Below are 25,129 nucleotides of genomic sequence, written 5' to 3'. Positions count from 1 at the left end.
GCAACCATGACGAACACCGTGGAAGTACCGCTGTACCGGCTGGCGCACAGCCGCTCGGGCGACAAGGGCGACATCTCGAACCTGAGCCTGATCGCCTGGGACGCCGAGTGCCATGCCGTCCTGCTGGACCAGGTGACCGAGGCGCGCGTCGCCGAATGGTTCGCCTACCGCCGGCCGGCGCGCGTGACGCGCTATGTGCTGACCGGCCTGCAAGCCATGAATTTCGTGCTGGAAGGCGTGCTGGATGGCGGCGTCAACGACGCGCTGAACCTGGACGCGCACGGCAAGGGCCTGTCTTTCCATCTGCTGGACCTGCCTGTCGCCGTGCCCGCGGCGCTGGCGGCGCGCCTGCCCGACGTGCCGGGCTGAGGGGCGCTTTTTTCCTTCTTTACCTTCGCGTTCATAACGACATCCCACAGGAGACAACCATGCGATTTTTCACCCTGACCCGACTGGCCGCCTGGTGTGCCGTCGCCGCGCTGCCGCTGGCCGCCAATGCGCAAGACTTCCCGAACAAGCCCATCACCTTCGTCGTACCGTTCGCGGCCGGCAGCGCCACCGACCAGATCGGCCGCGCCATCGCGCAAGGCGTCACCGAGCAGACGGGCCAGGCCGTAGTCATCGAGAACAAGCCGGGCGCCAGCGCCATGATCGGCGCGCAGGACGTGGCCCGCGCCGCGCCGGACGGCTACCGCGTGCTGATCACCACCAACACCACGCATGCGGCCAACGAGCACCTGTACAAGACGCTGCAGTACAACCCCGTGAAGGACTACGCCCCCATCACCCTGCTGGGCAAGGGCGGCCAGATCATGGTGGTGAATCCGGCCTCGCAGGCCAGGAGCGTGGGCGATTTCCTGGAAATGGCCAAGAAAAATCCGGGCAAGATGAGTTTCGGCAGCGGCAGCTCCAGCAGCCGCATCGCGGGCGAACTGCTGCAGCAGATGGCCGGCGTGCAATTGCTGCACGTGCCGTACAAGAGCAATCCGCCGGCCGTGACCGACCTGATGGGCGGCCAGATCGACATGATGATCACCGATACGGCCACCGGCCTGCCCCAGGTGAAGGCCGGCAAGCTGCGCGCCCTGGGCGTGACAGGCCTGAAGCGCTCGCCGCTGGCCCCGGACGTGCCCACCATCGACGAGGCCGGCGTGAAGGGCTATGAGATGGGCTACTGGTTCGCGGCCTATGCGCCGGCCGGCACGCCTCCGGCGGTGGTCAAGCGCCTGAACGAGCTGATGGTGAAGGCCACCGAAAGCAACGCCGCCAAGCAGTTCTATGCCAACACGGGCACCGCCCCCGCCACCTCCACGCCCGACGAACTGACGCAATTCCAGGCGGCCGAATCGACCAAGTGGGGCGAGATCATCAAGAAGGCCGGCATCCAGCCGGAATAAGGACCCGGCGGACGCCTCGCATGGCGTCCGCCTTCGAGGCCCGACCGGCGCATCCCCGCGCCGGATAAATAAAAACCAGACGTACCCCCCTGCCCTCGGCGCACCCCGCCGCGGGTGCGGGACGTCGCCCGTACGGGACGCTCGCTCCGGGGGTCAACCCAAGAGGAGACGAAGATGAGACCTGTACGTTTCAGTGCCTTTCCGCGCGCCTGCGCAGTGTCCGTTCTGGCGGCCATGTTGGCTGCCTGCGGCGGCAATGGCGACGACGATGACGAGAGTAGCCCTCCGCCCACGCCGCCCACCCAACCCACCCCGCGGGCATGCAGCACGGACGCGTTCGCCGACGTTCAACTGGCGGGCGCCCGCATCTCGTCGGCCGAGCCGGTCGCCGCGGGGGACTACACCCCGCCCGGTACCCGCCAGACGTTGCCGGATCTGCCCGCCTTCTGCCGCATCGATGCCGTGGCCACGCCGTCGGCCAGCTCGCTTATCAACTTCCAGGTGTGGGTGCCGGAAGGCTCTGCCTGGAACGGCAAGCTGGTCGCCACCGGCAACGGCGGCTACAGCCCCGCGCTGAGCTACACCGACATGGCCTACGCCCTGCGCCAGGGCTATGCGACGCTGGGCGGAGATACCGGCCACCAGACCGAGGACATGCTCTGGGGCGTGAACAACACGGAAAAAATCATCGACTGGGGCACGCGATCGATCAATGCGATCACCGTCGCGGGCAAGCAGATGATCGACGAACTGCGTGCGCAACCAGCCAGCCGCGCGTACTACCTGGGGTGCTCGACAGGCGGCCATCAGGGCTTCGCCGAAGCGCAGCGCTATCCCACGGATTTCGACGGCATCATCGCCGGCGCGCCGGGCAACAACCGCACGGCGCTGAACATCGAGTTCATGTGGCGGTTCCGTTCGAACCGGCCCGTCGACGACAATCTGACGCAGTACCTGACCGGTGCCAAGCTGAACCTGCTGACCAGCAAGGCCACCGCGGCCTGCGACGCCCTGGACGGCGTGGCGGATGGCGTGATCGACGATCCGCGGCAATGCACGGCGGCGCGCTTCGACGTGGACACCTTGCTGTGCACCGGCGCCGACGCGGCGGACTGCCTGACCATCGACCAGATAAGCGCCGCGAAGAAGATCTACCAGGGTCCGCGCAACCCGCGCACCGACGCACAGTGGTATCCCGGCTGGCCGGTCGGCAGTGAATCGGGCTGGTCCGGCTACATGGGAACGACCGAACCGGTGCGCGCCGACTTCTGGCGTTACTGGGTGTTCGATGATCCCCACTGGAACTGGTGGACGTTCGATTTCGACCGTGACGTCTCGTACGCGTACGCCAAGGTCGCGCCATGGGTCGACCAGACCAGCACGGACCTGTCCGCCTTCAAGGCCAACGGCGGCAAGATGATCGTCTATCACGGCTGGAGCGATCCGGTGGTCAGCGCCCACGACAGCATCGACTACTACGGCCGCGTGCGCCAGGCGCAGGGGTCGCAGGACGCCATGGACGCGTTCTACCGCATGTTCCTGGTGCCCGGCATGGGCCATTGCGGCGGCGGGCCGGGCGTTACGGGTCTGCGCAGCGATGCGGCCTCGCCCGCGGCCAGCAGCGACATCCTCGCCGCGCTGGACCGCTGGGTGGAACAGGGCCGTGCGCCTGATGATCTGGTGGCCACGCGCATGAGCGGGGCATCGGTTTCGCGTACGCGGCCATTGTGCGCCTATCCCACGCAAGCCACCTATCGGGGCAGCGGCGATCCCGACGTGGCCACGAACTACACCTGCCAATAAAACCGCCATCGCCGGGCCCACCTGACGGGCGGCCCGGCAAATACCCATATCGGAGCAGACATGAGAACGAAACGCCTGTTGCCCTGGCTGGCGCTGCTGCTGGCCGCCTGCCATTCCGCGGACTCTGACGACCCGGCGCCCGTGCCGCCGCCCGAAGCCGCCGCGCCGCGGATCTGGATGGATGTCGACAATGTCGAACGCATTGCCGCGGCCGATGGCGCGCCCGAGTACGAGAAGCTGACGGGACGCATCCGTGGCGAAGTGGATCCGGCGGATCCCGCCAACGCCATCATCACCGATCTGGACCTTGCACAGCCCCGCACCGCGTCGGGCATGGTGGAGTATGTATCGGAGTTCGTGCTGTTCCGGCCGCGCAATGCCGCCGATGGCAACGGCATCCTGCGCTACGACGCGCCGAACCGCGGCAATCTGCTGACGCTGGTCGGCGGCCAGCCCGAAGCGCTGTTGCGGCGGCGCGGCTACAGCGTGCTGTACTCGGCCTGGCAGGGCGACGTGCCCAAGAGCGCCGCCGAGCGCCTGACGCTGCAGGTGCCGGTCGCCCGCGCAGCCGACGGCGGCAGCATCACCGGCCCCTACCGCGCCGAACTGATCGCGCGTACGGCCTCGCCGCGCCTGACGCTGCCCGGCGGCGTGTTCAACGGCACCATGATTCCGTACGCGCCCACCAGCCTGGACAACACCCTGCCCGGCTATCAACTGACGCGCCGGCTGCGCGAGACGGATCCGCGCCAGAGCATCCCGGCCTCGCAATGGAAATTCGCCGCCTGCGACGCCAGCGGCAATCCCTTCCCGGGCACGCCGGACCCGGCCTCGATCTGCCTGCAAGGCGGCTTCGATCCGCAGTATCTGTACGAACTGACCTATGTCGCCAAGGATCCGAAGGTGATGGGCATCGGGCTGGCCGCGCTGCGCGATACGGTCTCCTTTCTGCGGCATGGTCAGGAAGACGCCGGCGGACGCGCCAATCCGCTGGCGGGCCGCGTGCTGCACACCCTGGGCCAGGGCACCTCGCAAAGCGGCAATTTCATGAAGACCTTCCTGCATCTGGGCTTCAATGCCGACCGGCAGGGACGCAAGGTGTTCGACGGCATCTACGCCCACGTGGCCGCCCGGCAGACCAACCTGAACACGCGCTTCGCGGTGCCGGGCGGCGGCGGGGGGCTGCGCACGGACCACACTGCCTTCGGCCAGACGGCGCCGCGTGGACTGGCGCCCGACTACGTGGACACGCTGAGCGGCCGGCAAGGCGGCGTGATGACCCGCTGCGCCCGCACCGACACCTGCCCCAAGTTCTTCCTCGGCCTGAGCGGCACCGAGTTCTGGGTGCTGCAGGGCTCGCCCGTGCTGACCGATGCCTACGGCCAGCAAGACCTGCGGCAGCCGGACAACGCGCGCATCTACTACTACGCCGGCACCCAGCACGGCGATGGCGTGCCCAACTATGCCCCCGCGCAAGGCCGCTATCCCATCGGCACCGAGGCCACCTTCGGCACGACGTTCCGCGCCCTGTGGGTGGCGCTGGAGGAATGGGTGGTCAGCGGCGCCGAGCCGCCCGCCACGCGTACGCCGCGCCTGGACGACGGCACACTGGTGCGCGCCGATACGTTGAGCTACCCCACGATGCAAGGGCTGCGCTGGCAAGGCGGCACGGCACTGCCCGCCTTCTCGTATCTGGGCCTGTACAACGGCTTTCCGCTGCTGGATTTCGGTCCCCAGTACGTGCACGACGACGAATCGGGCATCGCCACGCGCCTGCCGCCGTACTACACCGGGCGCGACTATGCGATCCTGGTGCCCAGGCCGGACAGCGACGGCATGGACGCCGCGGGCATACGCAGCGTCAACGCCCTGGCGCCCACGGGCACCAGCCTGGGCTACAACTACACGCCCGAGGGCCCCTGGACCGATCTGCTGGGCCTGTCCGGCAGCTTCATCCCCTTCCACGCCACGCGGGCCGAACGGCTGGCCGCCGGCGATCAGCGGCTGTCATTGGAGGAGCGCTACGGCGACCACGACGGCTATGTGCGCGCGGTCGAGAGCGGCGCCCAGGCGTTGATGCGCGATCGCCTGCTGCTGCGTGAGGATGCGGATGCGGCGATCGAGGCGGCGCGGGCGTCCACCGTGCTGCGCGCCCCCTGAAGGCGACAGCCTCGACCGCCTTGCCTTGCGGGGATGCCGGATCTGCCCGCGCCTGGAGGGGGCGGATCCAGCTCGCTAGGCACGGGCATCCCCGCCCCACGAGGCGTTCACCGGCTCGCGCTTGGCGTACTCCGCCTGCGCCGTGCGCAGAAAGGCCCGCACCAGGCTGATGCGCGGCGACGCGCGCGACCAGATCAGGCCGAAGCGGCGCGGCTCGCAATAGGCCGGCAGGGGAATCTGCGCCAGGCCCAGCCGCATCATCACGTCATTGGTCGACAAGGGCAGGATGGCCACGCCCAGCCCACGGCTGACCATCACTGCAATGGACTCGATCGCATTCACCTCGAAGCGTTCGTTGGGGCGGATGCCGGCGGCGCGCAGGTAGTTCTCGACCTGCCGGCCGCCCCATTCGCTGCGCTTGTAGCGGATGAAGGGCTGCGTGGCCAGCAAGTGATGCGGATCGTCGCCGGCATGGCGCGACGCGGCCGCCAGCACGTAAGGCTCCTCGCGCAGCAACTCCCAGCCCAGGCTTTTCGGCACGGGATACGGCGCCTGCAGCGCGATGGCCGCGTCCAGTTCGCCATGTTCGATGGCGGTGTAGAACGCGGGCGACAAGCCGGGCCGGATGTCGACGTTGATCATGGGATGGTCCTTGACCAACTGTTCCAGGATCACCGGCAGCATGCTGTTCAACACGGTATTGCCGGCGCCCAGCCGCAACTCGCCCACCATCTCGCTGGTGCGCGCCAGGTAGCGGATGCGGTCCACCTCGGCCAGCACCTGCTGCATCGGGGCCAGCAATTGCACGGCCTTTTCGGTCAGGTGCACCGTGCGGCCCGCGCGGGCCACCAGGGCCACGCCCAGCGATTCTTCCAGCGCGCGCACCTGCTGCGCGACGGCCCCATGCGTGAGGTTCAGTTGCCGGGCCGCCGCGGCCATCGAGCCGTGCTGCGCCACGGCTACCAGCGTTTCCAGGGCACGAAGGTTCATGATGATAGGTTTTCTATCGTTTGATCGTATCCCCAGCATACTCCTGGGCATCGGCTTGTTTGCCAGAATCCGGAAAAATACCTGGAGACATTGCATGAAAAGCAAGCTGTTCGTGCCGGCCAGCCGGCCGGAACTGTTCCCCAAGGCCGACTCCAGCCGCGCGGACGCCCTGTCCTTCGACCTGGAAGACGCGGTCGCGGCCGATGACCGCCCCGCCGCGCGGCGCAACCTGGCGCAGTGGCTGAAGACGGCCGAGCGCCGTCCGGGCCGCAGGATCATCGTCCGGGTGAATGCTCCCGACACGACAGATTTTCTGCAGGATCTGCAAGGGCTGGCGGGTGCGCCCATCGACATCATCAACCTGCCCAAGGTGGACCACCCCGACGCGGTGCGCCAGGCTGTCGAGGCCATCACGGCACAGGGCTGGCAATGCCCGGTGCTGGTGAACATCGAGACCGCGCAGGGGCTGCGCCACGCGGCGGAACTGGCCGCGGCGCATCCGCGCGTATGCGGCCTGCAACTGGGACTGGGCGACCTGCTGGAGCCGCTGGGCATCGCCCGCTACGAATCCGACACGCTGCACGGCATCATGCTGTCGGTGCGGCTGGCGGCCGGCGCCAGCGGCAAGTACGTGATGGACGCGGCCTATCCCGACGTGGGCAACGCGGATGGCTTTCGGGCCGAGGCGGCGCTGTCGCGCCGGCTGGGTTTCCTGGGCAAGTCTTGCATCCATCCCAGCCAGGTCGATATCGCCAATGCCGTGTACGCGCCGGGAGAAGCCGAGGTGGCGCAGGCGGAACGCATCGTGGCAGCGGCCCGCCAGGCGGGACGCGCGGCGTTCCTGCTGGATGGCAAGATGATCGATCCGCCTTTCGTGCGCCGGGCCGAGGATATCCTGCTGGCGGCGGGCCGGGGCTGAAGCGCGGCGGCGGATCCACCGCTCGCGCCGCCATTGCGCCGAGATCCGCGCCGGCCCTGGCCCTCGGTGGACGGAGCACGTCCTGCCGGATGCGGACGCAACAACGCCGGCATCGAGCCGGCGTCATCGTTGAAACGGCAACCAGGCGAACCAGCGCCGCCCGGCGCTTCCAGCGTGGTTTACTTCTCGACGAACGCGCGTTCGAACACGTAGTCGCCCGGCTCGCCCACACCCGGCGAGACTTCGAAGCCGCGGGCATCCAGCAGTTCGCGGATGTCGGCCAGCATGTGCGGACTGCCGCAGATCATGGCGCGGTCGACGGCCGGATCCAGGGGCGGCAGGCCCACGTCCTCGCATAGTTTGCCGCTTTCGATCAGGGCCGTGATGCGGCCTTGATTGCGGAAGGGCTCGCGCGTGACGGTGGGGTAGTACACCAGCTTGTTGCGGACCACGTCGCCGAAGAACTCGTTGTCGGGCAGTTCGCGCTCGATGAAGTCGGCGTAGGCCAGTTCGTTGACCCAGCGCACACCGTGCACCAGCACCACTTTTTCGTAGCGCTCGTAGATGTCCGGGTCTTTGATGATGCTCATGAACGGCGCCAGGCCGGTGCCCGTGCCGAACAGGTACAGGTGCTTGCCCGGCCTCAGGTCGTCGGCGACCAGCGTGCCGACCGGCTTGCGGCTGACCAGGATGGTGTCGCCTTCCTTCAGGTGCTGCAGGCGCGAGGTGAGCGGACCGTCCTGCACCTTGATGCTGAAGAATTCGAGGTTTTCTTCATAATTCGCGCTGGCGATGCTATAGGCGCGCATCAGGGGCTTGCCATTGACTTCCAGGCCGATCATGACAAAGTGGCCGTTATGGAAACGCAGGGCGGCGTCGCGGGTGGTGGTAAACGAGAAAAGCGTGTCGTTCCAGTGGCGCACGCTGAGCACGCGCTCGGTATTGAAAGCTGCCATGTCGATCTGAAGAATGCGGCGCGAAAATGCGCCTTTTAAGGCCGGAAGCGCGCTGCGAAAAAGGAACGCGCAAGGCAAGGATGTCCCGAGTTTACCCGATCCAGTCGAGAACCGCTCTCATCTTTCAGTTATACCCTTATGCCTTTCATCAGGGGTTTCAGGGCAGCTGTACCGCTTATGAAGCATATGCCCCTCGCCTCCCGGCGCGTCAGTGCGCCAGTTTCAGGGTGACCACGCCGGCCACGATCAGGAACACGCCGGCAAACCGCGCCAGCGTGGCGGCATCGCCGTAGAACAGTACACCGACCAGGAATGTGCCCGCGCCGCCGATGCCGGTCCACACGGCATAGGCCGTCCCCATGGGAATATGGCGCTGCGCCATCCACAGCAAGGTGCCGCTGATGGCCATGCAGACCAGCGCCAGCACGATGCCGGGCCAGCGCCCGTCCTGCGATTGGGCCATTTTCAACCCGACGGGCCAGCCGATCTCGAATCCACCGGCAAGAATGAGGTATATCCAGCTCATGATTTTCCTGTCGCGGATCGCTGATCCGCCATTAAAATACGATCGTATGTTAACTCATGGAGAGAAGGCATGGCAAGACCGCGCACCATAGATCGCGAGCACCTGCTGGATGTGGCGCAGGCGCTGGTGGCCGATGCCGGGACGGGGGCGCTCACGTTCGGCGCGCTGGCCCGCGCCGCTGGCCTGGCCAAGGCCAGCGTGCAGTCGGTGTTCGGCACCCGCGAGGCGTTGATCGAGGCCATCCTCGACCGCTGGATGCAGTTCGACGAGACACGCTTCGCCGCCGCGGTCGCCCCTGACGCGGACAAACGCACGCGCATCCGCGCGCACGTCCGGCTGCTGGGGGCCGAGAAAGCCGAGGATTCACGCCGTGTCGCCGCGTTGATGGTGGCGCTGGCCAGTGCGGACCATCGGGCCGGCAGTGTCGTGCAGTGGTATCGGCAACGCATCGACGCGTTCTCGGTGGACAGCGCCGAGGACCGCCTGCTGCGCATCGCGTTCCTGGCCGCGGATGGGGCGTTCTTCGTGCGGCACCTGGCCAACTACCCCATGAACGACGCCCTGTGGAACGACATCCACCGCGACATCGACGCTTTGCTGCAAGGGGAACTGCCCGAGGCAGGCGCAACGGCCTGAAGGGGGACCCTGGCGGGTTGCTCCGCCGGGGCATTGGCGCACGCGCCGCCTGCGCGCCCCAAACCTGTCAGATAGTTGAACGGCAGCGCTCTTCCTGCTATCTTCCCGCATTCCCATCGAGTTGTTGATAATCATTTTCGTTGATGTGGCGCGGCGCCAGCCGCGTCTGTCGCACTACCGGAGTTCCCCATGCCCTCCTCCATCAAGCTCCTGCCCCTGCTGCGCACCGTGGCGCTGGCCGGCGCCGCCGCCCTGTCCCTGCCGGTCTCGGCCGCCGAGGAGGTCAGTCTCTACACCACCCGTGAACCCAAGCTGATCCAGCCGCTGCTGGACGCGTTCACGAAGGACAGCGGCATCAAGGTCAACACGGTGTTCGTCAAGGACGGCCTGCTGGAGCGCGTGAAGGCGGAAGGCAACAAGTCGCCCGCCGACGTGCTGATGACCGTGGACATCGGGAACCTGATCGACCTGGTGGACGGCGGCATCACCCAACCGATCCAGTCGAAGACGCTCGATGAAGTGCTGCCCGCCAACCTGCGCGGCGCGGACGGCAGCTGGTACGTGCTGTCGCTGCGCGACCGCGTGCTGTACGTCGAGAAAGACCTGCCGCTCACCCGCTTCCGCTATGAAGACCTGGCCGATCCCAAGTGGAAGGGCAAGGTCTGCATCCGTTCGGGCCAGCATCCCTACAACACCGGCCTGGTGGCGGCGATGATCGCCCATGACGGCGTCGAGGCCACCGAGAAGTGGTTGCGCGGCGTGAAGGACAACCTGGGCCGCAAGGCCACCGGCGGCGACCGCGACGTGGCCCGCGACATCCTGGGCGGCATCTGCGACATCGGCCTGGCGAACGCCTACTACGTCGGCCACATGAAGAACGCCGAGCCGGGCACCGATGCCCGCAAGTGGGGCGACGCCATCAAGGTGATCCGCCCGACCTTCGCCAACGACAAGAGCGGCGGCACGCACGTCAACGTCAGCGGCGCCTCGGTGGCCAAGTACGCGCCCAACAAGGCCAATGCCGTGAAGTTGCTGGAGTTCCTGGTGTCCGAACCGGCCCAGACGCTGTACGCCCAGGCCAACTACGAGTATCCGATCCGCAAGGGGGTGAAGCTGGACCCGGTGGTGGCCAGCTTCGGCGAACTGAAGGTCGATCCCCTGCCCGTGGCCGAGATAGCCAAGTACCGCAAGCAGGCCAGCGAACTGGTCGACAAGGTGGGCTTCGACAACTGACGCCGCCACGGCTCGTGCCTGTCATCAGCGAAAAGCGGCCCCCGGCCGCTTTGCGCTTTTTTGCCGTCCCCGCATTGCCGGGTGCAATCCGCCCTTTCCCGACGCGGCAAGCCACGAGGGCCGCGAATCTTCCCACGCCGCAATCGGCGCCGTATTCGATGTTGCTGCATGCATAAACAGACATTGCCGCGGGCCATGCGCCCGCGCGCCGAACGCGGCGCGGGCTGGCTGACCGGCGCCGTGCTGATCGCCCTGGCCGTCCTGGCGCCCCTGGCCGCGCTGGCCTGGTGGGCGCTGCAGGCCGACCTGGAACACTGGCGCCACCTGGCGCAGAACGTGCTGCCCAGCGCGCTGACCAACACCGCCCTCCTGCTGCTGGGCGTGGGCGTGCTGGTGACCCTGCTGGGCACGGGATCGGCCTGGCTGGTGACGGCCTATGACTTTCCCAGCCGCCACATGCTGACCTGGGCGCTGCTGCTGCCGCTGGCGGTGCCGACCTACATCATCGCGTTCGCCTACCTGGACCTGCTGCATCCCATCGGGCCCATCCAGGGCGCCATCCGCGCCATGCTGGGCTACGACAGCCCGCGCCAGTTCCGCCTGCCCGACCTGCGCTCGATCTACGGCGCGATCTTCGTGCTGGGCTTCGTGCTGTATCCCTACGTGTACCTCAGCACCCGCGTGATGTTCATGACGCAGGCGGCCAGCCTGCTGGAAGCCGCCCGCACGCTGGGCGCCGGCCGCGCCGAGGTATTCCTGCGCGTGGCGCTGCCGCTGGCGCGCCCGGCCATCGTGGTGGGCGTCAGCCTGGCCTTGCTGGAAACGCTGAACGACATCGGCGCCTCGGAATTCCTGGGCGTGCAGACGCTGACGGTGTCCATCTACAGCACCTGGGTCACGCGTTCGGATCTGGCCGGCGCGGCGCAGATCGCCCTGTCGATGCTGGCGCTGGTGGTCGCGCTGATCCTGCTGGAGCGCCACGGCCGCAAGCGCCAGCGCTATGCCAACACGCAGCGCATGCGGCCGATGCAGGCGCGCCGGCTGCATGGCGCCGGCGCCTTGCTGGCGATCGCGCTGGGCTGGATGCCGGTGCTGCTGGGTTTCGTGGCGCCGGCACTGTACCTGGTTGCCGAGACCTGGAAGCGCCTGCATCTGGTGGGCGGCGTCTCGCATCAGTTGCTGGCCGGGCTGGGCAATACGCTCGTTCTGGCCGGCTCGGCAACGGTGGTCACCGTGCTGTGCGGCCTGGTCGTGGCCTGGGCCGGCCGCACCCTGCGCGAGAGCTCACGCTTCAATCCCGGCCGCGCCTGCCTGCGCATCGCCAGCCTGGGCTATGCCTTGCCGGGCACAGTGTTGGCGATCGGCCTGCTGACGCCCTTCACGCTGATCGACCACGCTCTGGCGGACGCGCTGAACCTGGACGGACTGCTGCTGATGGGCTCGATGGGCGCGCTGGTGGTGGCCTACACGCTGCGCTTCCTGGCCATGCCCGCGGGCGGCATCGAGGCCGGGCTGTCGCGCATTCCGCCGTCGCTGGAACAGGCCTCGCGCCTGCTGGGCGAGAACGCCGCGGGCACGCTGCGCCGCGTGCACCTGCCGCTGCTGCGCCCGGCGATTGCCGCCAGCGCGCTGCTGGTGTTCGTGGACGCCATGAAGGAACTGCCCGCCACCCTGCTGCTGCGCCCCATGAATTTCGACACGCTGGCCACCTGGCTGTACGCCGAGGCCGCGCGCGGCACGTACGAGGAAGGCGCGGTCGCCGCGCTGGCCATCGTGCTGGCCGGCCTCTTGCCGGTGATCCTGCTGGCGCGCACCAATCTGAAGATAGGACATTGAGACCATGGCCGACTTGCTGGAACTCGACCATATCCTGCTGGGCTATGAAACGCCGCAAGGCGACAAGGTGGTGGTGAACGACCTGTCGCTGGGCCTGCCCGCCGGCCACATCGGCTGCCTGCTGGGCCAGTCCGGCTGCGGCAAGACCACGGTGCTGCGCGCCGTGGCGGGCTTCGAGCCGGTGCGCGCCGGCGCCATCCGCCTGGATGGCGCGGTGATCTCGTCGCCGCAGGTGCAAGTGGCGCCGGAACGCCGCCGCGTCGGCATGATGTTCCAGGACTACGCGCTGTTTCCGCACCTGACGGTGGCGCAGAACGTGGGGTTCGGCCTGCGCCGCGCGGCTCGCGCGCAACGCGAGGCGCGCGTGGCCGAAATGCTCGAACTGGTGGGGCTGGCCCATGCGGCCGACAGCTATCCGCATGAACTGTCCGGCGGACAGCAGCAGCGCGTGGCGCTGGCGCGTGCGCTGGCGCCCTCGCCCGAGTTGCTGCTGCTGGACGAGCCGTTCTCCAACCTGGACGTGGACACGCGCGAGAAACTGGCCTTCGAGGTGCGCGACATCCTGAAGACCACGGGCCATACGGCCATCCTGGTCACGCACAACCAGGCCGAGGCCTTCGCCATCGCCGATCGCATCGGCATCATGTCCGAAGGCCGGCTGGCGCAATGGGATACGCCGCACAACCTGCTGCATCAGCCGGTGGATGATTTCGTGCGCGGCTTCGTGCGGCGCGAGGACCTGCACGAGCAACGCCAGCAGGCGTACGCGCGCGGGGCGTAAGCGGCGCTCGTCCGGTGCCGCCTCAGAACCGCACGCTCACCTGGGCTTTCACCCCGTGCTGGCGTGCGCCATCTCCTAACTGGCCCTGGTAGGCCACGCCCACGGTGGTGTTGCGGCCAACCCGCAGATCCAGCCCGGCTTCCACCAAGGCGGCATCGCGCGCGATGGGCGTACCGGCCACCGTGAAGTCGTTTCCGCCGTCGAAGGCCTGTGTGACCGTGGGCCGCACCGAGCCATAGGCGTGGCGCCAGCCCAGCGCGCCATGCGCCGTGGCATCCGCGCCGCCCAGCGTGAACTGGCCCGACACCCGGGCGCCCAGGGTGCTGAACAGCGTGCCGTCGCTGTCCTTCTTGCCCTTCAGCCCGGCCGTACCGTCTTCGTCGTAGCCGCGCATGCGCTGATTGGCATAGGCCAGACCAGCGAACGGTTCGACCGACACCGGGCCCGTCTGCAAGGCATAACTGGCCTCGCCGAACACCTGCGCGGTGCTGCCGCGATACGACGCCTTCGCGCCGTCGGTCAGCCCGGCCACATCGATGCCGCGGCGCGTATCGACGTGGTGCCAGGTCTGCGTGGCGCCCAGCCGCAGGCCCAGCCTGTCGGCCTGCGTGCCGGCGTACACGCCCACGGTGTAGTTGTCGACATTGGCCTTGGCGCCCAGCGACTCGGCTTTCAGCGAGGAACTGCCATAGCCCGCCATCGCGCCCACGCGCCAGTTGCCGCCCACCGAGGCGTCGGCGCCCATGAACACGCCACCCGCCGAACGGTCCAGTTTGGAGGAACCCTGGCCGGCCTGCCCGTCCAGCGAACCCCAGCCGCCGTAGGCCTGCGCCCAGCCCACCAGGCCGCGCGCGTCGGCGGGTGCGGCCTGGGCATTGCCGTCGCCATACGCGGTGACCGGCGCGGTGGCCGCGCCCGGCAATCCGAAGGCTGTACGCAGGCGGTCGTTGACGGCGCCGCGCGCGAACTGGGTTTCGTCCAGCAAGGCCGAACGCAGCGAGGCGTGGATCTCGCCGGACAGTTGGTCGTAGGCGCGCCGGATGCTGGCCGCGTCGCCGGTCTGCGTGACGATGGCGTCGTACACCGGCGATCCGATGCCCGTGCTCTCGGCGCCGCGGGCAACCGCGCGCTGGTTGCCCGTCTGGGCCAGCCGGTCGAAGGCCACGTCGTTGCGCACCAGGCGCAGATAGGCATTGCTTGCGTCGTAGCTCAGGCTGGGCGCCAGGAAGGCGTAGTCGGAACTGACGCTGCCGAAAGTGCCGCTCAGCCCGCCATCGGCCGACACGATGGTGTAGGTGGCGTCCGGCCGGTAGCTGCCGTTCAGGCCCACGTGCTGCACGGCGGCGCCGTTGAGCGCCACGGCGCCGGTGGCGCGCAGCAGGTCGCTGTCGGTGCCGCCGGGATCGACCTCGACCTCGTAGCGCGAGGCCGGATCGAAGGTGAAGTCGCCGGCCACGCTGAGCGTGCCGATGGAGTTGCCCGGCGCCACCGTGGCGCCGGCAGCCAGCGTGGTGCTGCCGATACGGCCGCTGCCGCCCAGCGTGGCGCCGCTCATGACCTGCAGGGTGCCGCCCAGCACGGCGCCGGACCCGGCCGAGCCCACGCTGAAGCGGCCCGCCTGCACGACGGTGTTGCCGGTGAACGCCGAGCCATCGCCGTTGTACAGCACGTTGCCCGTGCCGCTCTTGAGCAGGCTGCCGGCGCCGGACACGGCAGCGGTCAACGTCTGGCTGTCCGGGGATTGCAGCTCCAGCGTAGCGCCCGAGCCTACGGCCACGCTGCCCGCCAGGGAACCTGCCGCGATGAACCGGCCCGCCGCGATGTCCAGGTCCAGGCTGCTGTTGCCCTGGTGCATCAGGCTGCCCGCGCCGGTCTTGGCCAGCGTGCCCTGGCCGGCCCAGTCGCCGCGCCATTGCAGCAGCGCGCCGTCGTCCACGTCCAGCGCGCCCGTCCCCGACACGGTCAGCACGCGGCTGGTCTGCAGGCTGTCGCTGACGGACAGCGTGCCGCCCGCCAGGCGCACTTCGCCCGTCGAGGCGCCGAGGTTGGCGTCGCTGCCGATACGCAACACGCCGCCCTGGACGCGCGTGCCGCCCTCATAGGTGTTCTGCCCGGACAAGACCAGCGTGCCGGCCTCGGTCTTGGTCAGCGCGCCCGCCCCCGCAATGCGCGTGGCGATGGTCGCGCCGTCGGCCAGCACGCGCACTTCGGCGCCCGCCGCCCCCACGTCCAACGCGCCGTTGCCTGCCAGCACATAGCCGTCATCGACGAACTGGATGCCGTCGATGGCGACGTTGCCCTGCACCTGCACCGTGCCCGCGGCGCTGCCGTTGCCGAATACGGCATGGCCGCCCGCCCACGCCATCGGCACCTGGCCGCCATCGTTGATCCAGACCTGGTCGCTGGTGTTCCAGACGCCGTTGCCGCCTTGCCAGGCCTGCAGGCTCTGGTCGCCGGTGGCGCCCACGAACAGGTCGACGCGGTTGTTGCCGGTCTGGATGCGATAGGTCGCGTTGCCGATGGCAGGGGTCGTGCCGATGTCCAGGCCGAGATCGGTCAGCGCGCCAGCGTATGTGGCCAGGCGGTAGTAGCCCAGCGCCGCGGTGCCGTCCGCGCTGGCGGTGCTCTGCGCAAGAGTCAGTGTGCCGTCGAGCACCAGGTCACCGTCGACCACGATGCGGCCGCTGCGGCCGGCCGACGGACTGGCCGCCGTGCCCGGGCTGCCCAGGCTGACGTCCACGATGGCGGTCTCGTTCAGCGTCAGGTCGCCCGCCACGCGCAGTACGCCCACCTGCGCGCCCGGGGCCAGATGCGCGCCGGCGCCGATGACGACCTCGCTGTTGGCGCTGCCGACCGTGCCCACCCCGCCCAGCGTGGCGCCGGACGCCACGTTCATGGTGCCGCCCCAACGCACGCCGTCGCTGCCCAGGATCAGGGCGCCGGCCTGCACGGCAGTGCTGCCCGAGAAGCCGCTGGCATCCCCGGTATAGGTGAGGCTGCCCGCGCCAGTCTTGGTGAAGCTGCCCGCACCGCTCAAAGTGCCGGCATAGCTGCGATTCACGGCGGTCTGCTGCGCGACGAAGGCCGCGCCGGCATCGATGTCCAGCGCGCCGCCATGCAGGGCCAGCGGTGCCGCGCCACCGCCCGGCTGCGTGCCGAGTTGGCTGGCCAGCGTGCCGGCTTCGACGGTCCAATCCAGGGTGCTGCCGCCCAGCAGGCTCAGTATGCCCGCGCCGCGCTTGACCATGTGGCCGGCCGTGCTGCCGAACGCACCGATGTTGCGGGCAAAATCGGCATCGGATGCCTGGTCGAACACCACGGTCGCGCCGTTGCCGATGTCTCCGGAAATCGAGGCCGCGTTGCCGATCAGGGTGCCGTCGGCGACCAGGGTGCCGAGGTAGCTGTTCGGCCCCGTCAGCCGCAGCGTGCCGGCGCCGATCTTGATCAGGTTCTGGCCAGTGACCATGCCGGACAAGGTCAGCGTGGTGTTCTCGGCCTGGGCCAGCATGCCGTTGGAGGTCAAGTTCACGGCGCGCGCGCTGTCGATATCGGCGGTCGTGGACAGGATGCTCGCGCCCAGCGCCACCGAGCCTGTGGCCGCGCCCAGGTTGGCATCGCTGCTGATCTGCAGCACGCCGACGTCGATACGCGTGCCGCCGGTGTAGGTATTGGCTCCGGACAGGGTCAACGTACCGCCTCCGGTCAGGGACACGGCGCCCGGGCCGGTGATCGGCGCGGAGATCTCGGCGCTTGCGCCATAGAGCACGCGCAATTCGCTGCCTGCGGCCACCGTATCCAAGGCGCCGGTCCCGACCGGTGCGGCCAGGATATAGTCGCCGTTGCGGAACTGCAGGCTCTTGAAGGACTGGGTGCCCGCGACGGTGACCGTGCCGCCCGTCCCGTCGAACACCGCATGATTGCCGGCCCAGGCCTGGGGCAATTCACCCGCGTCGTTCAGCCAGGACAGGTCGGAGGCGTTCCAGGCGCCGCTGCCGCCCTGCCACGTCTGCAGGGTGTCGTCGCCCAGCGCGCCGACACGCAGATCCACGTTGCCGCCTTCGGCCAGCACCGCCAGGTTGGCGTTCGATCCCACGGGTCGCGTACCGATGGACACGCCGTTGTCGACCAACGTGCCGCCATAGGTCATCAGGCGGTAGTAGCCCACGTTGTAGGTGCCGTCGGCGGGTGCGCCGCTTTGCGCGATATTCAGCGTGCCATCCAGCGTCAGGTTGCCCGTGACCGCCACGCGGTCGTTGGTGGCGGACGCTGCGTTGCCGCTGGCGCCGGGCCGGCCGAACTCGAAGTCCAGGATCGCGCCTGGGTTCAGGTCGAGGTTGCCCGCCACGTTCAGGGTGCCGATGGAATTGCCCGGCGCCAGATGGCCGCCGCTTTCGATGATGACCGTGCCGCCCTGGCCCACCGTGCCCGAGCCCGCCAGCGTGGCGCCGCTGGAAACATTCAGATTGCCCAGGACGCTGCCCGTGCCCAGGTATCCCACGCTCAGGGTGCCCTGCGCCACGCGCGTACCGCCGGTGTAAAGGTTCTCTCCCAGCAGGGTCAGCGTGTCGATGCCGCTCTTGATGAGTGAACCGGCTCCGGTCAGCACACCGCTGTAGGCGCCGCCGCCCGAGATGTTCAGGTTGCCGGTGCCCAAGTCAATGGTGCCGCCAGTCATGCCGTCCAGCGAGGTGACCGTCAACTCGGTGGCACCCAGCGACAGGCGACCGCCGTTGACAGTCAGTTCGCCAAGACCGAGCGACTGCGCATTGCCGACCGTCAGCGTGCCGGCGTTCAGTGTGGCGCCCCCGCTGAAGGTGTTGATGCCGGACAGCGTCAACGTGGCGGCGCCGTTCTTGACCAGTGCGCCGCCGCCGGACACGACGCCGGCCAGGGTCAGGTCCTGGCTGCCGTCCAGGGTGGCCGTCGAGTCCAGGACGACGTCGTTGGCCAGCGTGACCGCCGTCGCAGCCTCCAGGCTGGCGGGGCCGCTCACGGTCAGCGCGCCGGTGCCGAGCGCACCGTTCGAGCCGACTACCAGCGTACCGTCCATCAGCGTGGTGCCGCCGGAGTAGGTGTTGTCGGCGCCCAGCGTCTGGCTGCCAGCGCCCTGCTTGACGATGCCGGCCGTGCCGGTGATCGTGCCGTTGAAGGTCTGGTCGGTGGCATCGCCGAAGCTCAGCATGTTCGCCCCGAGCGACACGGTGGTGCCGGCCACGCCCGACAGCGCGCCCAGGGTCTGGTCGGCGCCTGCGCCGCTGATGTTCAGGCTTGCACCGGACGCGCTCAGGTTGACCGCGCCGCCCGCGGCCAACGAGCCGCCCGTGCCCAGCGCCAGCGTGCCCGCGCTGATGGTGGTGCCTCCCGTATAGGTGTTGGCCCCCGTCAGCGTCTCGGTGCCGCTGCCCTGCTTGACGATGCCGCCGGTGCCGCCGATGGTGCCGCCGAAGGTGTGGCTGCCGGAACCGCCGAACGCCAGGCCGTTGGCGCCCAGCATCACGCTGGCGCCGGCCACGCCCGTCAGCGCGCCGATGGTCTGCGGCGCGTTCGCGCCGCCAAGATCGAGGGTGGCCCCCGCATTGGCGAGATCGACGGCACCCGTGCCCAACAGCGAGCCGCCCGCGCCGAGCGCCAGCGTGCCTGCGTTGATCGTGGTGCCGCCGCTGTAGGTGTTGGCGCCCGTCAGCGTCGCGGTGCCGCTACCCTGCTTGACGACGCCGCCGGTGCCCTCGATGGCGCCGCCGAAGGTCTGGTCGCTGGCACCGCCGAAGCTCAGCGTGTTCGCGCCCAGCGTGACCGTGGTGCCGGACACGCCCGACAGCGCGCCTATCGTCTGGCTTGCGCCCGAGTCGCTGATGTCGAAGCGGGCGCTGGAGGTGTCCAGATCCACCGCGCCGCCTGCCGCCAGCGCGCCGCCGGTGCCCAGCGCCAGCGTGCCCGCGCTGATGGTGGTGGTGCCGGTATATGTGCTGGCGCCGGTCAGCCTGGCGATCCCCGAGCCCTGCTTCGTGATGCCGCCCGTGCCGCTGATCGCGCCGCCAAAGGTCTGGTCGCTGGCGTCGCCGAAGCTCAGCACGTTCGCGCCCAATGCGACCGTGGTGCCGGCCACGCCCGCCAGCGCGCCTATGGTCTGGTTCGCGCCCGCGGTGCTGATATCCAGTCGTGCCCCGGGCGCCCCAAGGTTGACCGCGCCGCTGTCGCTCAGCGAGCCACCCGCGCCCAGCGCCAACGTGCCGCCGATGATGGTCGTGCCGCCCGTGTAGGTATTGGTGCCTGTCAGCGTCTCGGTGCCGCTGCCCTGCTTGACCACGCCGCCTGTTCCGCCGATGGTGCCGCCGAACGTGTGATTGCCGGCATCGCCGAATGCCAGGCCGTTCGGGCCGAGCACGACGCCGGAGCCGGTCGCGCCCGCCAGTGCGCCTATCGTCAGCGGTGCACTCGCACCGCTCAGGTCGAAGCGGGCCCCCGCGTTGGCGAGATTGACGGCTCCGATGCCCGACAGCGAGCCGCTACCGCCAATTGCCAGCGTGCCTTCATTGATGGTGGTGCCGCCGAAATAGGTGAGGGCGCCCGTCAACGTCTCGGTGCCGCTGCCCTGCTTGACGATGCCACCGGAACCGCTTATCCAGCCACCGAAGGTGTGGTTATCGGCGTCGCCGAAAGTCAGGGTATTCGCCCCCAGCGTGACCGTGGTGCCGGACACGCCGGACAGCCCGCCTATGGCTTGGTTCGCGCCCGCGCCGCTGATGTCGAAGCTGGCGCCGAACGTATCGAGAACCACCGCGCTGGCGGCCGCCAGCGAGCCGCCCACGCCCAGCGCCAGCCTGCCCGCGCTGATGGTGGTGACGCCGGTATACGTGTTGGCAGCCGTCAGCGTCTGAGTGCCGCTACCCATTTTCAAGATGCCGCCGGTGCCGCCTATCGTGCCGCCGAAGCTCTGGTCGGTGGCACCGCCGAAGCGCAGCGCGTTCGCTCCCAGCGTGATCGTGCTGCCCGCCACACCCGACAGCGAGCCTATGGTCTGGTTCGCGTTCGCGCCGCTGATGTCGAAGCCGGCCGCTCCCCCGGCAAGATTCACCGCCGCGGTGGCGGCCAGCGAGCCGCCCGCGCTCAGCGCCAGCGTGCCCGAGTTGATGGTGGTCGGGCCGGTGTAGGTGTTGGCGGCCGTCAGCGTAACGGTGGCCAGACCATTCTTGGCCACGCTGCCGTCGCCCGAAATCACGCTGCCCAATTGCAGCGCATTGCTGCCGCCCAGCGTGAGCGTGGCGCCCGTGTTGACGGCGATCTGGTTCGTCACCACAACGCTCTGGCTGCTGTCCAGCGTGGCGCTGCCGCTGACCGTCACGCTGCCGCTGCCCAGCGCGGCGTTGTTGCCGACCGTCACGGTGCCCGACTGCATATCGGTGCCGCCGGTGTAGTTATTCGCACCGCTCAGCAACAGCGTGCCGGTGCCGGCCTGCGTCAGCGCCCCGCTGCCCGACAGGGTGCCGCTCAAGCCCAGATTGGCGGTGCCGCCCACGGTCAGGCCGCTGCCGGTCAGGCTGATGGCATTGGACAGCGTAAGCCCCGACACCGAGGCCTGGATGGCTCCGCCGTTCGAGACGATGCTGCCCGTGCCCAGCGAGGCCGCGTTGTCGATCACCGCGGTCGTGCCGTTGCCCAGCGTGGCGTCGGTCGCGCCGGAGGCGCCGGACAGCGTCCAGAAGCCGCTCTGCACATCCAGGTGGTTGAAGTTGATGTAACGGCTGTTGTCGATTGACCCGGTGGCCTCGCTGCCTTGCTGAAGGCTCAGCGTGTTGTCGCCGCCGGCGCCGCCGTCCACGAAGCCGGTGGCCGCGAAAGTCAGCGTGGTCGCACCGATGCCGAGGTTGGCCTGCAAGGCGGTGCCGCCAGCCGCGGTGACCGACGAGCCGGTGGTGGCGATGAAGTGGTTGGTGCTGTTGCGCCCCATCGACACGCTGCCGTTGATCGTGCCGGAGTTGGTGAACGTGTTGCCGCCCGCGGCGCTGTCCAGCGCGATGCGTCCGTTGATGGTGCCCGAGTTGTCGATGTTGACCTGCCCGCCGCCGTAGACCACAAGCACGCCCGCATCGGGACCGACCAGCGTCGCGCCCAGGATGCCGGCGGTGGAAATGAGGCCCGTGTTGGTGATGTTGGTGGTGCCGCCGGGGCCGTTCTGTACCGCCAGCGCCATGCCGGTCAGCGCGACCGCCACGCCCGAACTGCCGCGGATGACGCCGTTGTTCACGATCGTCTGCGTGCTGGCCGAGGCATTGCCCATGACGACGCCCGAGGACAGCACGCCCAGGCCGGTGCCCAGCGTGGTCACGTCGATCTGCCCGTTGTTGGTGAGCGTGTTATTCGCGCCCGTCAGCGTCATCACATTGCCGCCGACGCCCAGCAGCACGCCCAGCGTAGCGCCGTTGTTCACGGTCACGTTCAGATTGTTGGCGCCATTGGCATAGCTGGGCGCCAGCGGGTTGGCGGCCCCCGAACACGTGACATTGCTGCCGACCGCCGAGCAGGCCGCATAAGCGGGAGCGGGAAGGATGCCCGCGCCCACCAGGGCAAGGAAGACGCCCATGGCGGGCAGGAATTTCGGCAACTCGCGGCGTTTCGAATCGCGGGCACGGGACATCGGCGTATTTCCCTGAAAATGTTCTGTAGGTATCGCGCGTTCGATCGCGAAACCGAATCGATAGCCTACGGCGCGGGCGCGCCGACACTGCTGGCGAGCTGCGTCCTCCGCGCCGTTCATCTGGCGCATTTATAACGGAACATTTCGTTTTTATTTAAGAAAATACAAAAAGACCGCGCATTGCGCGGTCCAAGACAGATTGAAACGGGATTGTCAGTGCTTCAAGCGCGGTTTTCCGGCAAGGGAATGAACTCGGTCTCGTCGCCCTGCACCACCTGATCGAACCGGTTGCGCCGCCAATCCTGCTTGGCCTGCTCGATGCGGTCCTTGCTGCTGGACACGAAGTTCCACCACAGGAAGCGCGGCGCATCCAGCGGCTCGCCGCCCACGATGGCGAAGCGGGCCGGCGTGTTGCCGGTATTGGTGACCGTGACGGTGCGGCCCGGCGCGAACACCAGCAGGCGGCCGCGATCGTGCTGGATGCCTTCCACGGTGACACAGCCTTCGGCCAGGTAGGCGGCGCGCTCTTCATGCTCGGCCGGCACGTCCACCGACGCGCCCGGCTGCAAGGTGATGTCGCCGTAGAACAACGGCGACAGCGTGCGCACGGCCGAGGTCTTGCCGAACAGCGAGCCGGCCACCACCTGCACGTGCACGCCCTCGCCTTCGACGACGGGCTGCGCGTCGCGGCCGTAATGCACGAAACCCGGATCGGTCTCTTCATGCTCGCGCGGCAATGCCACCCACATCTGCAGGCCGAACATGCGCTGCGCCACGGCGCGCGCCTCGGGCGACGAACGCTCGGAGTGCACGATGCCGCGGCCGGCCGTCATCCAGTTCACTTCGCCCGGCAGGATGGTCTTGGTGTTGTTCTGGCTGTCGCGGTGCACCAGCGAGCCGTCGAACAGATAGGTGACCGTCTCCAGGCCGATGTGCGGATGCGGACGCACGTCGATGCCGATGTCGGCCGGCATCACCGCCGGGCCCATCTCGTCCAGAAACACGAAGGGACCGACCGAGCGGCGCTGCGCCGAGGGCAGCGCGCGGCGCACCTCGAAATTGCCGATGTCGCTGGTGCGGGGGATAACGATGGTATCGACGGCGGTAGACAGGTCGGACATGGAAAACTCCTGGGTGTGCTTGCTTGGGATCGGGCCGGCGCCTCGATGGCGGGCTCGGCGCAACGAAAACGGATTCAAGGACTTGCTGCTTGCCGCCACAAAGGCGGGGACACGCGGCCGGGGCATCGTTCAGACTTGGGTCACGATACCCCGGCCGCCGGGCGGCGGGTGGTCACACGCCGCCCGGCCTCGCTCAGGGCAGATCGAAGACCAGCACTTCGGCGCCCTGGCCTTGCGACAGTTCGAGCGCCGCCTCGTCGGTCACCGCCAGGCCGTCACCGGTCTGCAGCGCCAGGCCGTTGACGGTGACCTGGCCACGGGCCACGTGCACCCAGGCGCGGCGGCCCTTCGCCAATTCGAGGCGGCTCGACTCGTCGCCATCGAACAGGCCCACGTACAGGCGTGCATCCTGGTGGATGCGCACCGCGCCCTCGGCGCCGTCCGGGGCGGCCACCAGCCGCAGTTGGCCGCGCTTCTCTTCCTCGGCGAAGCGCTTTTCCTCGTACTCGGGCACGATGCCGGTCACGTCGGGCTCGATCCAGATCTGCAGCAGGTGCGTGGGCTGGTCGGGCTGCGGGTTGAACTCGGAGTGCAGCACGCCGCGGCCGGCGCTCATGCGCTGGACGTCGCCCGGGCGGATGGTCGAGCCGTTGCCCATGCTGTCCTTGTGCGCCACGGCGCCTTCCAGCACATACGTGATGATCTCCATGTCGCGGTGGCCGTGGGTGCCGAAACCGCGGCCGGCGCCGATACGGTCATCGTTGATCACGCGCAGCGGGCCGAAACCCATGTGCTCGGGGTCGTAGTAGTTGGCGAAGGAAAACGTGTGGTGCGTATCGAGCCAGCCGTGGTTGGCGTGGCCGCGGTCGGCGCTGCGACGGATCGTGATCATGGCAAACTCCTTTGGAAATCATGAATGACTCTGGTGGGGGGAACGCAGCCGGTTGGCCTCGTCGTTCACCGCATGAAACGCATTGTGCGCGTCGCCCGTCGCCTTGAGATTGAACGGCATTGATGAGATTATTCAAATAATTTGAACGACTTTTCGGCCGCCCTTTCGCGCGATCTCTCCCCATGAGCCAACAGCCCATCACCCCCGAACTGCTGTCGATGGTCGACGCCATCGCCCGCCACGGCAGCTTCGCCCGCGCGGCGCGCGAGCTGGGCAAGGTGCCTTCGGCCGTCACCTACGCCATCCGCAAGCTGGAAGATGGGCTGGACGTGCTGCTGTTCGACCGCAGCGGCCACCGGGCGCAACTGACGCCGGCGGGCGAAACCCTGCTGCACGAAGGCCGCCACGTGCTGCAATCGCTCGATGAACTGGCCTACCGCGTCAAGCGCGTGGCCACGGGCTGGGAGGTGGAGCTGCGCATCGCCGTCAGCGCCGTGCTGCCTTGGCAGCCGCTGTACGAGATCATCGAGGACTTCCGCATCGCCGGCCCCGGCACCACGCTGCGCTTTTCCAGCGAAGTCCTCAGCGGCATCTGGGATGCGTTGGCGTCAGGACGGGCCGACCTCATCATCGGCGCGGACGCGGCGGGTTCGCCGCCGGGCAACGCCTTCCGCTCGCAGGCCATGGGCCAGACGCAGTTCGCGTTCTGCGTGGCGCCGCATCATCCGCTGGCCGCGCTGAACCGGCCGCTGCTGCCCGCGGACATCTCGGCCTATTGCGCGGTGGTGGTGGCCGATACCTCGCGCGACCTGCCCACCCGCACGCGCGGGCTGCTGAACCAGCAGCCCCTGATCGTGATGCCCAACATGCAGGGCAAGATCGAGGCGCAGATGCGCGGACTGGGCTGCGGCTACCTGCCGTTGACGCTGGCCGCGCCCTACATCACGCAAGGGCGGCTGGTGGTGTGTCCCGTCGACGGCGGCGTTTCGCTGGACGAGAACGTGGTGTACGCGTGGCAGGCGCGCCAGCCCGGCGCGGGGCTGGCGTGGTGGCTGGAACGGTTGAAGTCGCCCAAGCTCTGTGAAAGCCTGTTGGGACTCGGCGCCTGATCGCCCCAATCCTGGCCATCTGCCTGCACGAGGGGCTGCGCCGTGCTATGACGTCGAGGTCAGGCCCGGCATGCCTGTCCTGCCGTCCGGGCTTCGCGAACCGAACTCACCAGGCCCGTGGGCATTACGCCGTCA

Annotated in this window: 16 protein-coding genes; 10 read left to right on the top strand and 6 right to left on the bottom strand. The window is 68.6% G+C overall.

Annotation, left to right across the window (positions count from 1 at the left end):
- Window positions 1-6: 6 nt before the first annotated feature.
- The 4 genes from A7W11_RS05450 (at window position 7) to A7W11_RS05435 (ending at window position 5,360) form a co-directional block, all read left to right on the top strand.
- Window positions 7-369, top strand: a complete 363-nt coding sequence (locus A7W11_RS05450) for an AtuA-related protein (protein WP_066409701.1) — start codon at window positions 7-9, stop codon at window positions 367-369.
- Window positions 370-428: 59 nt separating this feature from the next.
- On the top strand, window positions 429-1,397 hold the full coding sequence (locus A7W11_RS05445) for a Bug family tripartite tricarboxylate transporter substrate binding protein (RefSeq protein WP_066409698.1): 969 nt from the start codon (window positions 429-431) through the stop codon (window positions 1,395-1,397).
- A gap of 174 nt (window positions 1,398-1,571) precedes the next feature.
- A complete protein-coding gene (locus A7W11_RS05440; RefSeq protein WP_066409696.1) occupies window positions 1,572-3,200 on the top strand; it encodes a tannase/feruloyl esterase family alpha/beta hydrolase in 1,629 nt (542 codons plus the stop codon).
- A gap of 60 nt (window positions 3,201-3,260) precedes the next feature.
- On the top strand, window positions 3,261-5,360 hold the full coding sequence (locus tag A7W11_RS05435; protein WP_066409691.1) for an alpha/beta hydrolase domain-containing protein: 2,100 nt from the start codon (window positions 3,261-3,263) through the stop codon (window positions 5,358-5,360).
- Between the two features lie 75 nt (window positions 5,361-5,435).
- On the opposite strand, the gene A7W11_RS05430 is transcribed toward A7W11_RS05435, so the two are convergent.
- Window positions 5,436-6,350 (bottom strand): LysR substrate-binding domain-containing protein, encoded by a 915-nt coding sequence (locus tag A7W11_RS05430; RefSeq protein WP_066409687.1) that lies wholly within the window; start codon window positions 6,348-6,350, stop codon window positions 5,436-5,438.
- A gap of 94 nt (window positions 6,351-6,444) precedes the next feature.
- On the opposite strand from A7W11_RS05430, the gene A7W11_RS05425 reads away from it, so the two are divergent.
- Complete coding sequence (locus A7W11_RS05425; protein WP_066409683.1) at window positions 6,445-7,269, top strand: HpcH/HpaI aldolase/citrate lyase family protein; 825 nt, start codon at window positions 6,445-6,447, stop codon at window positions 7,267-7,269.
- 179 nt (window positions 7,270-7,448) lie between these two features.
- On the opposite strand, the gene A7W11_RS05420 is transcribed toward A7W11_RS05425, so the two are convergent.
- Both A7W11_RS05420 and A7W11_RS05415 read right to left on the bottom strand, forming a co-directional pair.
- Window positions 7,449-8,225, bottom strand: coding sequence for a ferredoxin--NADP reductase (locus A7W11_RS05420; RefSeq protein WP_066409682.1), 777 nt, complete (start codon window positions 8,223-8,225; stop codon window positions 7,449-7,451).
- A gap of 208 nt (window positions 8,226-8,433) precedes the next feature.
- Entirely contained in the window at window positions 8,434-8,751 is a 318-nt protein-coding gene (locus A7W11_RS05415; protein ID WP_066409680.1) for a DMT family transporter, read from the bottom strand.
- Between the two features lie 69 nt (window positions 8,752-8,820).
- Here A7W11_RS05415 and A7W11_RS05410 point away from each other — a divergent pair, with 69 nt between their 5' ends.
- The 4 genes from A7W11_RS05410 to A7W11_RS05395 all read left to right on the top strand — a co-directional run bounded on the left by A7W11_RS05410 (window position 8,821) and on the right by A7W11_RS05395 (window position 13,237).
- The gene (locus A7W11_RS05410) at window positions 8,821-9,387 is read left to right on the top strand and encodes a TetR family transcriptional regulator (RefSeq protein WP_066409676.1); all 567 of its coding nucleotides are present in this window, start codon (window positions 8,821-8,823) and stop codon (window positions 9,385-9,387) included.
- A 189-nt stretch (window positions 9,388-9,576) separates the two neighbouring features.
- Window positions 9,577-10,620, top strand: coding sequence for a Fe(3+) ABC transporter substrate-binding protein (locus tag A7W11_RS05405; RefSeq protein WP_066409673.1), 1,044 nt, complete (start codon window positions 9,577-9,579; stop codon window positions 10,618-10,620).
- Window positions 10,621-10,788: 168 nt separating this feature from the next.
- Entirely contained in the window at window positions 10,789-12,456 is a 1,668-nt protein-coding gene (locus tag A7W11_RS05400; RefSeq protein WP_066409670.1) for an ABC transporter permease, read from the top strand.
- A gap of 4 nt (window positions 12,457-12,460) precedes the next feature.
- A complete protein-coding gene (locus tag A7W11_RS05395) occupies window positions 12,461-13,237 on the top strand; it encodes an ABC transporter ATP-binding protein (protein ID WP_066409668.1) in 777 nt (258 codons plus the stop codon).
- A 22-nt stretch (window positions 13,238-13,259) separates the two neighbouring features.
- On the opposite strand, the gene A7W11_RS27885 is transcribed toward A7W11_RS05395, so the two are convergent.
- From A7W11_RS27885 to A7W11_RS05380, 3 genes are all read right to left on the bottom strand, one after another.
- Window positions 13,260-21,872 (bottom strand): autotransporter-associated beta strand repeat-containing protein, encoded by an 8,613-nt coding sequence (locus A7W11_RS27885; protein WP_066409666.1) that lies wholly within the window; start codon window positions 21,870-21,872, stop codon window positions 13,260-13,262.
- Window positions 21,873-22,093: 221 nt separating this feature from the next.
- Window positions 22,094-22,993 (bottom strand): pirin family protein, encoded by a 900-nt coding sequence (locus A7W11_RS05385; protein ID WP_066409664.1) that lies wholly within the window; start codon window positions 22,991-22,993, stop codon window positions 22,094-22,096.
- Window positions 22,994-23,186: 193 nt separating this feature from the next.
- The gene (locus A7W11_RS05380; RefSeq protein WP_066409662.1) at window positions 23,187-23,885 is read right to left on the bottom strand and encodes a pirin family protein; all 699 of its coding nucleotides are present in this window, start codon (window positions 23,883-23,885) and stop codon (window positions 23,187-23,189) included.
- A gap of 182 nt (window positions 23,886-24,067) precedes the next feature.
- Between A7W11_RS05380 and A7W11_RS05375 the strand changes: the two genes are divergently transcribed.
- Entirely contained in the window at window positions 24,068-24,994 is a 927-nt protein-coding gene (locus tag A7W11_RS05375) for a LysR family transcriptional regulator (protein WP_066409659.1), read from the top strand.
- Window positions 24,995-25,129 lie beyond the last annotated feature (135 nt).

Origin of the sequence: Bordetella ansorpii, assembly GCF_900078315.1 — a bacterium.
Classification (GTDB): domain Bacteria; phylum Pseudomonadota; class Gammaproteobacteria; order Burkholderiales; family Burkholderiaceae_B; genus Bordetella; species Bordetella ansorpii.
Note: the sequence above shows the minus strand (reverse complement) of the source record. Positions and strands in the feature narration are given on the sequence as shown.

Excerpts from the sequence above, each read along its gene's own strand:
- A7W11_RS05450 (WP_066409701.1), top strand. The coding sequence starts at position 7 with ATGACGAACACCGTGGAAGTACCGCTGTACCGGCTGGCGCACAGCCGC.
- A7W11_RS05445 (WP_066409698.1), top strand. The coding sequence starts at position 429 with ATGCGATTTTTCACCCTGACCCGACTGGCCGCCTGGTGTGCCGTCGCC.
- A7W11_RS05440 (WP_066409696.1), top strand. The coding sequence starts at position 1,572 with ATGAGACCTGTACGTTTCAGTGCCTTTCCGCGCGCCTGCGCAGTGTCC.
- A7W11_RS05435 (WP_066409691.1), top strand. The coding sequence starts at position 3,261 with ATGAGAACGAAACGCCTGTTGCCCTGGCTGGCGCTGCTGCTGGCCGCC.
- A7W11_RS05430 (WP_066409687.1), bottom strand. The coding sequence starts at position 6,350 with ATGAACCTTCGTGCCCTGGAAACGCTGGTAGCCGTGGCGCAGCACGGC.
- A7W11_RS05425 (WP_066409683.1), top strand. The coding sequence starts at position 6,445 with ATGAAAAGCAAGCTGTTCGTGCCGGCCAGCCGGCCGGAACTGTTCCCC.
- A7W11_RS05420 (WP_066409682.1), bottom strand. The coding sequence starts at position 8,225 with ATGGCAGCTTTCAATACCGAGCGCGTGCTCAGCGTGCGCCACTGGAAC.
- A7W11_RS05415 (WP_066409680.1), bottom strand. The coding sequence starts at position 8,751 with ATGAGCTGGATATACCTCATTCTTGCCGGTGGATTCGAGATCGGCTGG.
- A7W11_RS05410 (WP_066409676.1), top strand. The coding sequence starts at position 8,821 with ATGGCAAGACCGCGCACCATAGATCGCGAGCACCTGCTGGATGTGGCG.
- A7W11_RS05405 (WP_066409673.1), top strand. The coding sequence starts at position 9,577 with ATGCCCTCCTCCATCAAGCTCCTGCCCCTGCTGCGCACCGTGGCGCTG.
- A7W11_RS05400 (WP_066409670.1), top strand. The coding sequence starts at position 10,789 with ATGCATAAACAGACATTGCCGCGGGCCATGCGCCCGCGCGCCGAACGC.
- A7W11_RS05395 (WP_066409668.1), top strand. The coding sequence starts at position 12,461 with ATGGCCGACTTGCTGGAACTCGACCATATCCTGCTGGGCTATGAAACG.
- A7W11_RS27885 (WP_066409666.1), bottom strand. The coding sequence starts at position 21,872 with ATGTCCCGTGCCCGCGATTCGAAACGCCGCGAGTTGCCGAAATTCCTG.
- A7W11_RS05385 (WP_066409664.1), bottom strand. The coding sequence starts at position 22,993 with ATGTCCGACCTGTCTACCGCCGTCGATACCATCGTTATCCCCCGCACC.
- A7W11_RS05380 (WP_066409662.1), bottom strand. The coding sequence starts at position 23,885 with ATGATCACGATCCGTCGCAGCGCCGACCGCGGCCACGCCAACCACGGC.
- A7W11_RS05375 (WP_066409659.1), top strand. The coding sequence starts at position 24,068 with ATGAGCCAACAGCCCATCACCCCCGAACTGCTGTCGATGGTCGACGCC.